Annotated in this window: 16 protein-coding genes; 13 read left to right on the plus strand and 3 right to left on the minus strand. The window is 73.5% G+C overall.

The window, feature by feature from the left end:
• Positions 1 to 157 precede the first annotated feature (157 nt).
• Positions 158 to 1,546: a phosphoglucosamine mutase gene (gene glmM / locus ITI46_RS27920; RefSeq protein WP_209242685.1), complete on the plus strand. Its 1,389-nt coding sequence runs from the start codon at positions 158 to 160 to the stop codon at positions 1,544 to 1,546.
• 49 nt (positions 1,547 to 1,595) lie between these two features.
• Here the strand turns inward: glmM and coaA are convergent, their stop codons facing one another.
• A complete protein-coding gene (gene coaA, locus ITI46_RS27925; RefSeq protein ID WP_209242686.1) occupies positions 1,596 to 2,555 on the minus strand; it encodes a type I pantothenate kinase in 960 nt (319 codons plus the stop codon).
• Between the two features lie 170 nt (positions 2,556 to 2,725).
• On the opposite strand from coaA, the gene ITI46_RS27930 reads away from it, so the two are divergent.
• The 3 genes from ITI46_RS27930 (at position 2,726) to ITI46_RS27940 (ending at position 5,051) form a co-directional block, all read left to right on the plus strand.
• Entirely contained in the window at positions 2,726 to 3,025 is a 300-nt protein-coding gene (locus ITI46_RS27930) for a hypothetical protein (protein WP_209242687.1), read from the plus strand.
• Between the two features lie 116 nt (positions 3,026 to 3,141).
• The gene (locus tag ITI46_RS27935) at positions 3,142 to 3,510 is read left to right on the plus strand and encodes a holo-ACP synthase (protein ID WP_209242688.1); all 369 of its coding nucleotides are present in this window, start codon (positions 3,142 to 3,144) and stop codon (positions 3,508 to 3,510) included.
• 53 nt (positions 3,511 to 3,563) lie between these two features.
• The gene (locus tag ITI46_RS27940; protein WP_209242689.1) at positions 3,564 to 5,051 is read left to right on the plus strand and encodes an NAD(P)H-hydrate dehydratase; all 1,488 of its coding nucleotides are present in this window, start codon (positions 3,564 to 3,566) and stop codon (positions 5,049 to 5,051) included.
• 199 nt (positions 5,052 to 5,250) lie between these two features.
• Here the strand turns inward: ITI46_RS27940 and ITI46_RS27945 are convergent, their stop codons facing one another.
• Complete coding sequence (locus tag ITI46_RS27945; protein ID WP_307808350.1) at positions 5,251 to 5,766, minus strand: GNAT family N-acetyltransferase; 516 nt, start codon at positions 5,764 to 5,766, stop codon at positions 5,251 to 5,253.
• Positions 5,767 to 5,834: 68 nt separating this feature from the next.
• Here ITI46_RS27945 and ITI46_RS27950 point away from each other — a divergent pair, with 68 nt between their 5' ends.
• The 5 genes from ITI46_RS27950 to ITI46_RS27970 all read left to right on the plus strand — a co-directional run bounded on the left by ITI46_RS27950 (position 5,835) and on the right by ITI46_RS27970 (position 10,053).
• Positions 5,835 to 6,392, plus strand: a complete 558-nt coding sequence (locus ITI46_RS27950) for a DinB family protein (protein WP_209242690.1) — start codon at positions 5,835 to 5,837, stop codon at positions 6,390 to 6,392.
• 46 nt (positions 6,393 to 6,438) lie between these two features.
• Positions 6,439 to 7,623: an alanine racemase gene (gene alr / locus ITI46_RS27955; protein ID WP_372452090.1), complete on the plus strand. Its 1,185-nt coding sequence runs from the start codon at positions 6,439 to 6,441 to the stop codon at positions 7,621 to 7,623.
• Positions 7,624 to 7,683: 60 nt separating this feature from the next.
• Positions 7,684 to 9,234: an alpha/beta fold hydrolase gene (locus ITI46_RS27960; RefSeq protein ID WP_247746700.1), complete on the plus strand. Its 1,551-nt coding sequence runs from the start codon at positions 7,684 to 7,686 to the stop codon at positions 9,232 to 9,234.
• Positions 9,164 to 9,751: a tRNA (adenosine(37)-N6)-threonylcarbamoyltransferase complex ATPase subunit type 1 TsaE gene (gene tsaE / locus ITI46_RS27965; protein WP_209242691.1), complete on the plus strand. Its 588-nt coding sequence runs from the start codon at positions 9,164 to 9,166 to the stop codon at positions 9,749 to 9,751. Before ITI46_RS27960 ends, tsaE begins: the two co-directional genes overlap by 71 nt.
• A gap of 140 nt (positions 9,752 to 9,891) precedes the next feature.
• A complete protein-coding gene (locus ITI46_RS27970) occupies positions 9,892 to 10,053 on the plus strand; it encodes a hypothetical protein (RefSeq protein ID WP_209242692.1) in 162 nt (53 codons plus the stop codon).
• Positions 10,054 to 10,253: 200 nt separating this feature from the next.
• Here the strand turns inward: ITI46_RS27970 and ITI46_RS27975 are convergent, their stop codons facing one another.
• Complete coding sequence (locus tag ITI46_RS27975; RefSeq protein ID WP_209242693.1) at positions 10,254 to 10,832, minus strand: hypothetical protein; 579 nt, start codon at positions 10,830 to 10,832, stop codon at positions 10,254 to 10,256.
• Positions 10,833 to 11,106: 274 nt separating this feature from the next.
• On the opposite strand from ITI46_RS27975, the gene ITI46_RS27980 reads away from it, so the two are divergent.
• The 4 genes from ITI46_RS27980 to tsaD all read left to right on the plus strand — a co-directional run bounded on the left by ITI46_RS27980 (position 11,107) and on the right by tsaD (position 14,889).
• Positions 11,107 to 12,468 carry an LmeA family phospholipid-binding protein gene (locus tag ITI46_RS27980; protein ID WP_307808351.1) on the plus strand — a complete coding sequence of 454 codons (1,362 nt, stop codon included), beginning with the start codon at positions 11,107 to 11,109 and terminating at the stop codon, positions 12,466 to 12,468.
• Between the two features lie 33 nt (positions 12,469 to 12,501).
• Complete coding sequence (gene tsaB / locus ITI46_RS27985; RefSeq protein ID WP_209242695.1) at positions 12,502 to 13,176, plus strand: tRNA (adenosine(37)-N6)-threonylcarbamoyltransferase complex dimerization subunit type 1 TsaB; 675 nt, start codon at positions 12,502 to 12,504, stop codon at positions 13,174 to 13,176.
• A 62-nt stretch (positions 13,177 to 13,238) separates the two neighbouring features.
• Complete coding sequence (gene rimI, locus ITI46_RS27990) at positions 13,239 to 13,778, plus strand: ribosomal protein S18-alanine N-acetyltransferase (RefSeq protein WP_209242700.1); 540 nt, start codon at positions 13,239 to 13,241, stop codon at positions 13,776 to 13,778.
• Positions 13,771 to 14,889 (plus strand): tRNA (adenosine(37)-N6)-threonylcarbamoyltransferase complex transferase subunit TsaD, encoded by a 1,119-nt coding sequence (gene tsaD, locus ITI46_RS27995; protein WP_209242696.1) that lies wholly within the window; start codon positions 13,771 to 13,773, stop codon positions 14,887 to 14,889. Before rimI ends, tsaD begins: the two co-directional genes overlap by 8 nt.
• Positions 14,890 to 15,046 lie beyond the last annotated feature (157 nt).

Consider the following 15,046-nt stretch of genomic DNA (forward strand, 5'->3'; position numbering starts at 1 on the left):
CGTACGAGGCGTACGGCATCCGGCCCGACACCCGGTCTTGTGACGGCGCCGCACCCGCCGTCAGGCTGACAACGGGGCGTATACCTGGTGTGCCGGGCTCTCCCAGGCCCGCCCGGTGAATGCCCGGAGAACGCCCCCAGAACTCGGAGGAACGACTGTGGCACGACTCTTCGGTACCGACGGCGTACGTGGCGTCGCCAACGAGGGGCTGACAGCCGAGCTGGCGCTCGGTCTGTCGGTCGCGGCGGCACACGTGCTGACCGAGGCGAAGGCCGGAGCGGACGCGGGGGCCGCCGCCGGCGCCTCCGACGGCTCCCGGCCGGTCGCCGTCGTCGGGCGGGACCCGCGGGCCTCCGGTGAGTTCCTGGAGGCCGCCGTCGTGGCGGGGCTGGCCAGTGCCGGGGTCGATGTACTGCGGGTCGGCGTGCTGCCGACGCCCGCCGTCGCCTATCTGACCGGCTCCCTCGGCGCCGACCTGGGCGTGATGCTGTCCGCCAGCCACAACCCGATGCCCGACAACGGCATCAAGTTCTTCGCACGCGGCGGCCACAAGCTCGCCGACGAGCTGGAGGACCGTATCGAGGCCCTCCACCGTGAGCACGCCGCAGGCGAGCCGTGGGCGCGGCCCACCGGGGCCGGGGTCGGCCGGGTCAGGGACTACGACGAGGGCTTCGACAACTACGTCGCCCACCTGGTCGGCGTGCTGCCGAACCGGCTGGACGGGCTGAAGATCGTCATCGACGGGGCGCACGGCGCCGCGGCCCGCGTCTCGCCCGAGGCGTTCGCACGGGCCGGCGCCGATGTGATCACCATCGGTACCGACCCCGACGGCCTCAACATCAACGACGACTGCGGCTCCACGCACCTCGACGGGCTGCGGGATGCCGTCGTACGGCACGGCGCCGACCTGGGCGTGGCACACGACGGCGACGCGGACCGGTGCCTGGCGGTCGACGCGGACGGCCACGAGGTCGACGGCGACCAGATCCTCGCCGTCCTCGCGCTCGCCATGAAGGAAGCGGGCCAGCTGCGCAAGGACACCGTGGTCGCGACGGTGATGTCCAACCTCGGCTTCACGCTCGCCATGGAGCGGGCGGGCGTCGACCTGGTGCAGACTGCGGTCGGTGACCGCTATGTGCTGGAGGAGATGAAGCGCGGCGGGTTCTCGCTCGGCGGCGAGCAGTCCGGGCATGTGATCGTGCTCGACCACGCCACCACGGGCGACGGGACGCTGACCGGTCTGATGCTGGCGGCGCGTGTCGCCGCCACGGGCAAGTCGCTGGCCGAGCTGGCCGCGGTGATGGAGCGGCTGCCGCAGGTGCTGGTGAACGTGCCTGACGTGGACAAGTCGCGGGTCGGGACCGCTCCTGAGCTGGTGGCCGCCGTCGCGGAGGCGGAGCGGGAGCTGGGGGAGACCGGGCGGGTGCTGCTGCGGCCCTCGGGGACCGAGCCGCTGGTGCGGGTGATGGTGGAGGCCGCCGACATCGAGCATGCGCGGGCTGTCGCCGGGCGGCTGGCGGATGTGGTGAAGCGCGCGCTGGGCTGAGGCATCGGCTCGGGGGAGCTGCGGCTTTCGGGGCTGCAGCTCCCCGGGGCTACAGCTTTCGGAGTGACAGCCGCTGCACCGTGTGGTCCGGGCCCTTGTGGAGCTGGAGGGTGGCCCGGCCGCGGGTGGGGGCTATGTTCTGGCGGAGGTTGGGCTCGTTGATGGTGCGCCAGGTGTTGCGCGCGTAGTCGAGGGCCTCCTCCTCGGAGACCGCCGTGAAGCGGTGGAAGTACGAGCGCGGGTCCTGGAACGCGGTTTCGCGCAGCTTGCGGAACCGCTCCAGGTACCAGCGCTCGATGTCGGCCGTACGGGCGTCCACGTACACCGAGAAGTCGAAGTAGTCGGCGACGGCCAGCCGGGTGCGGCCGTCCTTGCCTGGCAGCGCGGGCTGCAGGACGTTCAGGCCCTCCACGATGAGGATGTCCGGCTGGTGCACGGTCAGCCGCTCGCCCGGGACGATGTCGTAGATCAGGTGCGAGTAGACCGGCGCCGTCACCCGCGGCTTGCCCGCCTTGACGTCGGCGACGAAGCGGGTGAGGGCGCGTCGGTCGTACGACTCGGGGAAGCCCTTGCGGGACATCAGGCCGCGCCGCTCCAGCTCGGCCTTGGGCAGCAGGAAGCCGTCCGTGGTCACCCGCTCCACGCGCGGGTGCTCCGGCCACCGCGCGAGCAGCGCCTGCAGCAGCCGGGAGACCGTGGACTTGCCGACGGCCACGCTGCCCGCGACGCCGATCACGAACGGGGTGCCGCGCTGCGGGCTGGGCCGGCCGGAGCGGTGCGGGTCGTCCAGGAAGGTGTTCAGCGCGCGGCGCAGTTCGTGCGTGGCGCCGACGTACAGGTTGAGCAGCCGGGACAGCGGCAGATAGATGTCCCGCACCTCGTCCAGGTCGATGACGTCGCCGAGTCCGCGCAGCGCCTCCACCTCGGCGGCGGTCAGGGGGAGCGGGGTGCGCTCGCGCAGGGCGCTCCACTCCGAGCGGCCGAGATCGACGTAGGGCTTCGTGGACACGGTGCCATTCTGCGCGGGCTGCGCAGGGAGCTCACCTCCGGGGCGGCTGACCCTCGGTAACCCGGGACAGGGGCGGTGAATTGGCCGGATGTGACCCCTGTGCCGACCGGTCGGACAAAGTGCGGCCAAAAGGTGTACGCGGTGTGCCGATTGGGGCTATGTTCCGCCCCATGTCCTCCCCCTTGAGTCGCATACGCCGCCCCCGCATCCGGCGCTCCTTCCGTTCCTCCTCTTCCTCGTCTTCCTCCTCTTCCTCGTCTTCCTCCAATTCCTTCCGTACCGACCCGCTGACAGGCCACGCGGGCCACATCTACAGCGATCTGGCCGACGGGCTTCCGGACGAGGACCTGACCGAGGACCTGACGGACTCGCTGGAGCTGTATGTGATGGGCAGCAAGCCGCGCTGCGAGGAGTCGGAGTATCTGCAGCTGATGGAGGAGGCCATCGAGCGGATGGCGCGGGGAGAGTGACCGCCGGGCCGGTGGCCTTTGGCGGTCGGCCGGCTCGTGGCGGCGCGGGTGGCCGGGGTGATGTACTCGCGGCGTGACGTGGCGGCGAGGCGGCGAGGTGCGGAAGTGAGACAGCGGTGATCATCGGGGTGGGAATCGACGTCGCGGAGATCGACCGCTTCGCCGCCTCCCTGGCGCGTACGCCCGGCATGGCGGACCGGCTCTTCGTGGACAGCGAGCTGTGGCTGCCCAGCGGCGAGCGGCGCGGGATCGCCTCGCTGGCGGCCCGGTTCGCCGCGAAGGAGGCGCTGGCCAAGGCGCTGGGTGCGCCCAGTGGGCTGCGCTGGACCGATGCCGAGGTGTGCACGGCGGATTCCGGACAGCCGTATCTGCGGGTGCGCGGCACCGTGGCGGAACGCGCCGCGCAGTTGGGCGTTCGGGGCTGGCACGTCTCCCTCTCGCACGATGCGGGGGTCGCCTCGGCCGTGGTCGTCGCGGAGAGCTGAGCGGTCGGCCCCTCCGGGGCGCGGTGGGGTGAGGGGGACGCCACACTGGGGGCATGAGGACTGGTTACGGCGTGGAGACCGTGCGTGCCGCGGAGCGGGCGCTGATGGCACGGCTTCCCGAGGGTGCGCTGATGCGGCAGGCCGCGGCCGGGCTGGCGGCGGCCTGCGGACAGCTGCTGGGGCGGACGTACGGGACCCGGGTGGTGCTGCTGGTCGGCAGCGGCGACAACGGTGGGGACGCGCTGTACGCGGGCGCCCGGCTGGCCCGCCGCGGCGCCGGGGTGACCGCGGTGCTGCTGGCGCCCGAACGCGCGCACGAGGGCGGGCTGGCCGCGCTGCGGGCCGCCGGAGGGCGGGTGCGGGTGGCCCCGGGCGCGGTGGTGGAGGGTGTCGCGGAGCCGGTCGGTGACATCGTCGCCCGGGCCGACCTGGTGGTGGACGGCATCGTCGGCATCGGCGGCAAGGGCGGACTGCGGCCCGCCGCCGTGGAGTTGGCCGACCTGGTGCGGGAGGCAGGGGTGCCGGTCGTCGCCGTCGATCTGCCCAGCGGGGTGGACGCAGGCACGGGCGAGGTGCCGGGGCCCGCGCTGGAGGCGCGGGCGACGGTCACCTTCGGCGCGTACAAGCCGGGGCTGCTGATCGACCCGGCCAGGGAGTACGCGGGAGCCGTCCGGCTGGTCGACATCGGCCTCGGCCCGCAGCTGCCCCAGGTCCCGGACGTGGAGGCGCTGCAGCACGCCGACGTCGCCAGGCTGCTGCCGAGGCCGAAGGCGGAGAGCGATAAATACCGGCGCGGCGTCGTCGGCATCGTCGCGGGCTCCGGGCGCTACCCCGGGGCCGCGGTGCTGGCGGTCTCCGGCGCGCTGCGCAGCGGCGCGGGCGCCGTACGGTACGTGGGGCCCGGCGCGGAGGCCGTCGTCACCCGCTATCCGGAGACGCTGGTGTCCGAGGGCCCGCCCGGGCACGCGGGCCGGGTGCAGGCGTGGGCTGTCGGTCCCGGCCTGGGCGACGAACCGGCCGCGCGGCACGCCGTCGACGAGGTGCTGGACTCGGATGTGCCGGTGCTGGTGGACGCGGACGGGCTGCGGCTGATGGACATGGACGCCGTACACGCCCGGACGGCGCCCACCCTGCTGACCCCGCACGCCGGTGAGGCCGCCGCGCTGCTCGGGGTGGCCCGCGAGGAGGTGGAGGCCGGGCGGCTGGCGGCGGTACGGCGGCTGGCGGACCAGACGGGTGCCACCGTGCTGCTCAAGGGCTCCACGACGCTGGTCGCCGAGCCGTCCCGGCCCGGCTCCCCGCCTTCCCCCGTACGGGTGAACGCCACCGGGACCGGGTGGCTGGCCACGGCGGGCAGCGGCGACGTACTGACCGGGCTGGCCGGCGGTCTGCTCGCCGCGCGCCTGTCCGCACGCGACGCGGCCTCGGCCGCCGCCTACCTCCACGGCCTCGCCGGCCGCCTCGCCACGGACCCGCCCGCGGCGACGGATGTCGCGACGGCGCTGGCCGCGGCGTGGCAGGACGTATTGCGGACCGACTGATCGTGCGTACCCCGGCAATGAGGGCTGCGCTTGCCAGCCCTGCGCCCTGGGGGTACCTCCTGCTCGAAGAGCTTGGGGGAGCAGACTGCCCAAGCTTGCGGGGAAACAATTCAGGGGCGCGGGGAACTGCGCGAGCGACCACACACAACCCGCAGTCGCCGAACAAGAGACCAGGGCAGGACATTCAAGGCGCCCCGGACTAAAGCGACCGCTCCCGCAGGGCCGGGAGGGGGCGCAAGGGCTTGCCGAACCAATGGTCCGCGTAGGGCGAGTCGTTGAAGGGCGCGATCTCCTCGTACCCGTGCCGCGCGTACAACCGCTTGGCCTCCACCAGATCGCGCCGGGTGTCCAACCGCACGGACATCGCCCCCATGTCGAGCGCGGCGCACTCCGCGGTGCGGATCAGCAGTCCGCCGAGCCCGCCTTTGCGGGCGCGCGGGGCCACCCAGACGCGCCGTATCTCGGCAGTCGTATCGGCGACCATGAGCACGGCGACGCAGCCGGCGACAGCTCCGTCCGCACGGGCGCGGGCCAGCAGGAACGCGCCCTTGGGCGGGACCAGTTCGTCGTCCGGCTCCTCGGCGAGCGCGGCGTCGATCTCCTGCTCGGTCGCAGGGCGCCCGTAGTAGCGGCCTGCGATGTCGGCGATGTAGGCACGGATCGTGGCGACGGAGTCCGGCGCGGTCACGGACTCGGGCTTGATGGTCCAGGTCACAGCGCCATTGTCCAAGCGCGGGCAACCGGTTTTCCGGCGCTGTCAGTGGCCGGTGTCACACTCCTGGCATGACTGAGGAACAGGCCGTCGGCGGCGCACCGGTCGCCCTCGCCGCCCGGTGGCCGGACGACACCCGAGAGCCACTGCCCCTGGTGGGGGACGAGCGCGAACTGCTGACCCGCTATCTCGACTGGTACCGTGAGACGCTGCTGCTCAAGTGCACAGGCGTGCCGCCGGAAGCGCTCTCGGAGCGCACGGTCCCACCCTCCGCCATGAGCCTCCACGGGCTGGTGCGGCACCTGGCGGCCGTGGAGCGCTGGTGGTTCCGCATCCAGCTCGCGGAGGAGGAGGTGCCGCTGCTGTACTACTCGGACGACGACCCCGACCAGGACTTCGGCTCGCTGGAAGGGGACCCGGCCGAGGCGCTGGCCGCATGGCGTGCCGAGTGCGAGCGCTCCCGCGAGATCACAGCAGCGATGGCGCTGGACGCGACGGGCACGCACGCCCGCACCGGCCGCCCCGTCTCGCTGCGCCGGGTGCTCATCCACATGATCGCGGAGTACGCCCAGCACTGCGGCCACGCCGACCTGCTCCGCGAGCGCACGGACGGGGCGACGGGCCACTGAGGGTCATCCCGCAGGCGGCACCTGCGACACTGAACCGGTGAACGACGTGTACCAGCACCCCGGCGGCGGCATCGCGGCCGACCGGGCCGAAGACCACGGCCGGGCGCGTGCCGAGATCGATCTCGACGCCCTGCGGGACAACGTACGGACGCTGCGCGCGTACGCGCCGCGGGCCGAGCTGATGGCCGTCGTGAAGGCGGACGGGTACGGGCACGGGGCGGTGCCGTGCGCCCGTGCGGCGCGGCAGGCGGGGGCGACCTGGCTGGGTACGGCCACCCCTCAGGAGGCGATCGCCCTGCGGAAGGCCGGTGACCGGGGCCGGCTGATGTGCTGGCTGTGGACGCCGGGCGGCCCGTGGCGGGAGGCGATCGAGCGGGACATCGACGTCTCGGCGAGCGGCACCTGGGCGCTGGAGGAGATCGTCACGGCGGCCCGCGCCGCCGGGCGCCCCGCACGCGTCCATCTGAAGGCCGACACCGGGCTCGGCCGCAACGGCTGCCAGCCTGCCGACTGGCCGCAGTTGGTGGCCGCCGCGCGGGCGGCGGAGGCGGAGGGCGCGCTGAAGGTCACCGGCGTCTGGTCGCACTTCGCCTGCGCCGACGAACCGGGCCATCCGGCCAACGCCGCGCAGCTCGCCGCCTTCCGCGAGGCGGTCGCCGTCGCCGAGCGCGCCGGGCTCGACCCCGAGGTGCGGCACCACGCGAACTCGCCGGCGACGCTCACCCTCCCCGAGTCCCACTTCGACCTCGTACGCCCCGGTGTCTCCGTCTACGGCCTCTCCCCGTCCCCCGAGGTCGGCACCGCCGACAGCCTGGGGCTCCGTCCGGTGATGACGCTCAGCGCCTCGCTCGCGCTGGTCAAGCGGGTGCCCGGCGGCCACGGGGTCAGCTATGGGCACGGCTACACCACGCCTGGCGAGACGACCCTCGGGCTTGTGCCCGTCGGCTACGCCGACGGCCTTCCGCGCCACGCGTCCGGCGCCGCTCCTGTGCTCGTCGCGGGCAAGTGGCGGACGATCGCCGGGCGGGTGGCCATGGACCAGTTCGTGGTGGACCTCGGCGGCGACACGGCGGCTGCGGGCGACCGCGTCGTCCTCTTCGGCCCCGGCGAGGCGGGCGAGCCCACCGCCGAGGACTGGGCCCGCGCGGCAGGCACCATCTCCTACGAGATCGTCACCCGGATCAGCGCCCGCGTGCCGCGGGTATACACAGGCGAACCGGCAGGCGCGTAGCTGCGCCGAGGGACGGGACGGACGACGGACCACGGGACGGATGGGACGACGGGGGCGGTCATGGGAGACGAGAGCACCGCACAGCGGTACGCGCAACGCGCCGCGGGGTCCGGGGGAGGGCTGCGGCACGCACAGCAGGCGCTGGAGGCCGTGGGCGCCGTGAAGACCGCGGACAGCGCCCGGCGCACGGCGGCAGCCGCCGTCGAGGGCGCGGCGGAGCTTTTGGGGGAACCTCCCGGCCGGGGGCTGGGGGCACAGGCCGCCGCCTCCGCACGCGGGGGCGGTGCGGACTGGACGCGCCGGGTGGGCATCGCGGGTGCCGCGCTCGGTGTGGTCGCGGCGGGTGTCGCCGTCGAACGGCTCACCGTCCACCGCTCCGTACGCCGTAAGGCCCGGCTGGCGCTGGATGCCGCGGGACCCTACGGCACACTGCGCGGCACCCCCGGCCGGGTACGGGCCGAGGACGGCACGGAGCTCTACTACGAGATCGACGAACCCGCCGACTTCCAGGGCCCGCCCGCGTCGGCGGACGCCGGGGCGCCGGCCACGGGCGCCGGCGACGGCCTGGGCGGCCCCGAGGTGAGCCCCGTGCCGCTGCCCGAGGCGCCGCCGGAGGCGGACGGGGACACGGACGAGGGGGCTGCGGGCCCCGTGGCCGGGTACTGGGCGCGGCTGAGGGAGCTGCTGCGCGGGCGGAACAGGAGCGAGGCGGCACCGCTCACCGTGGTGTTCTCGCACGGCTACTGCCTCAACCAGGACGTATGGCACTTCCAGCGGGCAGCGCTGCGCGGTGCGGTGCGGTGCGTGTACTGGGACCAGCGCAGCCACGGCCGCTCCGCGCGGGCGCCCGCCGGGGAGCCGGTCTCCATCGATCTGCTGGGCCGCGATCTGAAGGCCGTGCTCGACGCCGCGGCACCCGAGGGCCCTGTGGTGCTGGTGGGGCACTCGATGGGCGGTATGACCGTGATGGCGCTGGCCGAGCAGTACCCGCAGTACGTGGCCGAGCGCGTCGCGGGTGTGGCGCTCCTCGGCACCAGCGCGGGCGGTCTCGCCGAGGTGACCTACGGCCTCCCGGCCGCCGGGGTGCGGGCGGTGCGGCGGGTGGTGCCCGGGGTGCTGCGGGCGCTGGCCGGCCAGTCCGAGCTGGTCGAGCGAGGGCGCCGGGCGACCGCCGACCTGTTCGCCGGGGTGGTGAAGCGGTACTCCTTCGGCAGCCCCCGCGAGGTGGACCCGGGGGTGGCGCGGTTCGCGGAGCGCCTGATCGAGTCGGTGCCTGTGGACGTCGTCGCGGAGTTCTACCCCGCGTTCGCCGAGCATGAGAAGGCCGCCGCGCTGGCCGCCTTCGACGGGCGGCCCGTGCTGGTGCTGGCCGGGGACCGCGATCTGATGACGCCGAGTGAGCACAGCGAACAGATCGCGGCCGCGCTGCCGGACGCGGCTTTCGTGATCCTGGAGGCGACCGGACACCTGGCCATGCTGGAGCGTCCCGAGCCGGTCAACGCACACCTTGCCCGGCTGCTGACGCGTACCATCCGGACGCATGGAAGCACCGCACCACCAGCATCCGCTCCCGCCTCCACAGGCTCCGTCCGACGGCCGTTCCGGCGCTGACGGGGGCCTGACCGGCAGCAACCGGCACGAAGTCACCGTCACCGTGCGCACCGCAGAGGCCATGCGCGAGCTCGGCGTAAGGCTCTCCCGGCTGCTGCGCGCCGGGGACCTCGTCCTCCTGACGGGTGAACTCGGCGCCGGGAAGACGACCTTGACGCGCGGCCTGGGCGAGGGGCTGGGCGTGCGCGGCGCCGTGACGTCGCCGACCTTCGTCATCGCCCGCGTCCACCCCTCGCTGACGGACGGACCGCCGCTGGTCCATGTGGACGCCTACCGGCTCGGCGGCGGCCTGGAGGAGATGGAGGACCTCGACCTGGACGTCTCGCTGCCCGAGTCGGTGGTGGTCGTGGAGTGGGGCGAGGGCAAGGTGGAGGAGCTGACGGAGGAACGGCTGCACGTGGTGATCACCCGCACGCTGGGGGAGGGCGCCGAGGAGGGCGCCGACGGGGTGCGGACCGTCACTTTCGTGGGTGTGGGCCGGCGCTGGGCGGCGGAGGACCTGGAGGCCCTCGCCTGAGCTGTCTCGCCTGAGTGTGTGCCGTCCCGACATGGTGTCGGCAAGATGTTGCGCCGCGAGTGCGGGGCATGGTCCCATGGGAGGTGAGAGCACGGTTAGGTATGCCTAAGTGCCGCCGTGCCGACGCCCCTGGAGGAGCCATGACCGCACAGCAATCGGAGCACCGGGCGTCCGCCGACGGCCACATCGCGACCCACGGCACGCCGCCCATGAGTGAGCTGCTCGCCTCCTGCGCGGCCGCGGCGGCGGTGTCGCGGCCCCCGCGCGAGGAGCCCGACGGCGAACAGTCCGACCGCGACTGACCCGTACCCGGCGTGGAAGGCTGCGCTTGCCAGCCCTGCGCCCTGGGGGTACTCCTGCTCGAAGAGCTTGGGGGAGCAGACTGCCCAAGCTTGCGGGGTGACAAATAAGGGGCGCGGGGAACTGCGCGACAAGCCACGACGTACCCGCAGTCCGCGACGGGCAGAACGGGGCAGCCCCTCCCCGGCCAGTGGACGACCCGCTAGCGGACGACCACCACGCGGGTCCCGATGGGCGCATGCAGCCACATCGCCTCGCCGTCATCCCGCTTCTCCCGGATGCCTCCCGTCTTACGGGAGGCATCCGGCGGCGTGGGCGTCGAGCCGTCCAGGGCGGCGCTGAAGCCGATCGTGACGCCGTCGACGTCGGCGAACCGAACCACGTTCTCGACCGGCACCCCGTCCGAGCCCTTCACATGCGAGGCACGCGAGCTGACCTTGTAGCTGCCCGGCGGCGGGCTCACGCTGCTGGGGGAGACTTCGAAGGTCCTGCTGACCTTGCCGTTCTTGGTGACCAGCCACACCCGCCGCTGCTTGAGCGCGTAGACCACCCGGTGCCCCTGCCCGCTGTTGCCCGGCAGCGCCGCGTCCTTCTCCGCTGGCGCGCGGCCCTTGCCGTCGGAGGCACCGGGGGAGGGCTTGGCCGTCTTCTCGGTGAAGGGCTTTCCGGCGCTGTCCTGTGCGGCCGCCGCCTGGTACGCGAAGAAGCCGATCACGGCGAGCGCCGCCGCCGTCAGCCCGGCCACGATCACTCCGGCGCTGCCGCCGCTGCTGCGTGCCACCGTGCGCTGCCACCTCTCGTACCCGCATGCCTGACAGGCTGACCAGTGATTGACGGTAGCAGCAGGAGGGGCACCCCCGGTCCGCGCCGGGGCACGTCTCGGCCGAGGGACAAGACGGTGGCCGGCGGGCGTCGGAAGAGGGAACTTGGAGTAACACCCGCGCCTGTGTTCGCATATGGCGATGACCCCCCACGGTTCGTCGACAAACTCCACAACCCCCATACCGAAAATCCCCGACCCTCAAGGCCCCCCGGCCCCCGGGGACCACCGGCGTGTGGCGGGGGCCCCGCACCGCCCGGCCAACCCGTACGACGAACTGGCCGCGCTGGCCCCGCAGGACGGCACCGAGGCCATGGCCGGCCCCACTCCGAACCCGTACGAGGCACTGGCGGACGGCGGGGACGGCACGTACGGGACGCACGACGGGTACGGCACGCACGGCGGGCCCACCCCCCAGGACGGCGCCCCCGGGGCGCCGGACGACCCGTACGAGGGCGGACTGCGCGGTCTCGGCCTGCGCTCGGACTACGACGAGCCCGCGTACGAGGACCGGATGCCGTATCTGCGCGCCGTCCGCAGGCGTCGCCGCAACCGCTTCTCGCGCACCGTCAAGCTCGGCATCGCCTGCTGCGCGCTGCTGGCCTTCCTCGGGATCGGCGACCGCTGGGCCGCGCTCTACGCGGAGGGCAAGGCGGCCGAGAAGGTGCAGGACTCGCTGCATCTGCACGCCCGCCCCGAGGTGCACATCAACGGCTTCCCGTTCCTGACGCAGGTGGCGGAGGGGCGCCTGGACCATGTGGAAGTGGCCATTCCTGATGTGCCCGCCGGCCGGGTCTCGGTGGCACAGGTCAGCGGCACCGTCAACGATGTGAAGATCATCGGCGATGCGCCGTCCTCCGTACGGGGCGCGGTGCTCGGCCGGATGAAGGGCGACGTACTGCTCGATTTCGACGACCTCGACCGGGAGTTGGGCACCTCACAGGTGAGGTTCACCCAGGCAGGACCGCACACCGTACGGGCCGCGGGCGCCCTGCCCGTCGCGGGCGACACGGTCAGGGTGCGGGCCCGCGCCCACGTCGAACGCACCGGCGACCGGGCCGTGGGCACCACGGTGGACGACATGCGGCTGGTCGTCCCCAAGCTGTTCAGCTTTACTCCCGGCACCGGCGACGAGGCGGGGCTGCGGCTGTCCCGTCCACTGGCCGAGCGCATCCAGCACGACAGGAACAAGGCGCGGGCGCTGTTCGGGGTGCGGTCCATCGCCAAGCGGTTCGGTATGACGCCCGAGCGCTCCCGGCAGGTGCAGCGCAGCGACCGGGAGCTGCACCGGGTGACGGGCTCGCCGCGCTTCACGGACAAGGTGATGCGGCTCAACCTGCTCGATCTCGTCGTCCAGCACCCGCAGCTGCTGAAGAAGATCGGGATCGATCCGGCGCTGATCGAGGCCCTGAAGAAGATCGAGGAGCCGAAGCTGGCCGACAAGCTCGCCCTCAACCAGAAGCTGCCCGAGATGCCGGGGGACATCCGGCTGCGCGGTGTCTCCGTCGCCAAGGACGGTATCCGCGCCGAGCTGACCGGCGTCAACGTACCGTTCGGCAAGGCAGCCAAGAAGGAGGCTGTGGGCACGCACGGGTGAGGGCGGGCCGCGCGGGCGCCGTAGGCTGGTCGGGTGTTGATGCTCGCGCTGGATACCGCCACACCCGCCGTCACCGTCGCGCTCCACGACGCCGAGGGCGACCGCACGCTCGCCACCGCCCACAAGGTCGACGCCCGCCGCCACGGCGAACTGCTGCTGCCCTGCGTGGACGCGGTGCTCGGCGAGGCGGGCCGGAAACTCGCCGAGGTCACGGACGTGGTCGTCGGCGTCGGCCCCGGCCCCTACACCGGGCTGCGGGTCGGTCTGGCGACGGCCGAGGCGTTCGCCGCCGCGCTGGGCCAGCGGGTGCACGGGGTGTGCACGCTGGACGGCATCGCGTACGCCTCCGGGCTGACGGAGCCGTTCGTCGTCGCGACGGACGCACGCCGCAAGGAGGTCTACTGGGCGCGGTACGCCGATGCCCGTACCCGGGTGACCGACCCGGCCGTGGACCCGCCCGCCGAGATCGAGGCCGCCGAGCCGCAGATCGGCCGGCTGCCTGCGGTCGGCGCGGGCGCCGTGCTGTACGAGTCCGTCTTCCGCGGGGTGCGGCGCGAGCTGCCGGCCGACCAGTCCGCCGCGGCCCTCGCCCGGCTCGCGGCCGAGCGGCTGGCCCGCGGCGAGGAACTGCTGCCGCCCCGCCCGCTGTATCTGCGGCGGCCGGACGCGCGGGTGCCCGCGGGATACAAGGTGGTCACCCCGCGGTGAGCACCACGGACGGCGGCGCCCCGGACCGCGGTCGCCCCGGCGGTGGGGTCACGCTGCGCGAGATGCGCTGGTGGGACATCGAGCCGGTGCTGCGGCTGGAGCAGGAGCTCTTCCCCGAGGACGCCTGGTCGGCGGGGATGTTCTGGTCCGAGCTGGCGCATGCGCGGGGCCCGGACGCCACCCGCCGCTATCTGGTCGCCGAGGAGACGGACGGCTCCCTCGTCGGGTACGGCGGCCTCGCGGCGGTCGGCGGCACGGGCGACATCCAGACCATCGGCGTGCTGCCCGCGCACCGGGGCACCGGCCTCGGCTCCCGGCTGCTGCACGCGCTGGTGCGGGCCGCGACCGACTTCGAGTGCGCGGAGGTGCTGCTGGAGGTGCGGGTGGACAACGCACCGGCACAGCGCCTCTACGAGCGCTTCGGCTTCGTGCCCATCGGTATACGCCGCGGCTACTACCAGCCCGCGAACGTCGACGCGCTGGTGATGCGGCTGGCCGACCCGGCCTCGTACGCGGCCGCCGACCCCTCCGGGGACACCCCCGCGAACACGCTCCACAACCCCCTTCCGCACACGCACCAAGGATCGAAGAGCCATGGCTGACGAACCGCTCGTTCTCGGCATCGAGACCTCCTGCGACGAGACCGGCGTCGGGATCGTGCGCGGCCACACGCTGCTGGCCGATGCCGTCGCCTCCAGCGTTGACACGCATGCGCGGTTCGGCGGCGTCGTCCCGGAGATCGCCAGCCGGGCGCATCTGGAGGCGATGGTCCCCACGATCGAGCGTGCCCTGAAGGAGGCCGGGGTCGCCGCCTTTGACCTCGACGGCGTCGCCGTCACCGCGGGCCCGGGGCTCGCCGGGGCGCTGCTCGTCGGCGTATCGGCGGCGAAGGCGTACGCGTACGCGCTGGGCAAGCCGCTGTACGGCGTCAACCACCTGGCCTCGCACATCTGCGTCGACCAGCTCGAACACGGGGCGCTGCCCGAGCCGACGATGGCGCTGCTGGTCTCCGGCGGTCACTCCTCGCTGCTGCTGGCCCCCGACATCACCGCCGACGTACGGCCGCTGGGCTCGACCATCGACGACGCGGCGGGCGAGGCGTTCGACAAGGTCGCCCGCGTACTGAACCTCGGCTTCCCCGGCGGCCCTGTCATCGACAGGTACGCCAAGCAGGGCGACCCGGACGCCATCGCCTTCCCGCGCGGGCTGACCGGCCCGCGCGACGCGGCGTACGACTTCTCCTTCTCCGGGCTCAAGACCGCCGTGGCCCGCTGGATCGAGGCGAAGCGGAACGCGGGCGAGGAGGTGCCCGTCGCCGATGTCGCCGCCTCCTTCCAGGAGGCCGTCACCGACGTGCTGACCCGCAAGGCGGTCCGCGCCTGCCGGGACGAGGGCGTCGACCACCTGATGATCGGCGGCGGTGTGGCCGCCAACTCGCGGCTCCGCGCCATGGCCGAGGAGCGCTGCGCCGCCGCGGGCATCACCCTGCGGGTGCCCCGGCCCAAGCTGTGCACGGACAACGGCGCGATGGTGGCGGCCCTCGGCGCCGAGATGGTGGCCCGCAACCGCACCACCTCCGCCTGGGACCTGCCCGCCGACTCCTCCCTCCCGGTGACGGAACCTCACGTCCCCGATCCCTCCGGGCACTCCCACGACGACTCCCGCTCCCACGACCACGTCCACGAGCTGAGCAGGAAGAACCTCTACACCTGATGCCGACCGTCGCCCTCATGTGGGAGGCCAAGGCCGCCCCGGACCGCGCCCCCGACCTCCTCGCCTGGGCCCGCGCCCAGACCCTCCCCCCGTCCGGCATCCCCTGCGAGCGCCGCGAACACTTCACGGCGCCCGGCGACCGTGTCCTGGTCATCAC

Origin of the sequence: Streptomyces oryzae (assembly GCF_017676365.1) — a bacterium.
GTDB lineage: Bacteria > Actinomycetota > Actinomycetes > Streptomycetales > Streptomycetaceae > Streptomyces > Streptomyces oryzae.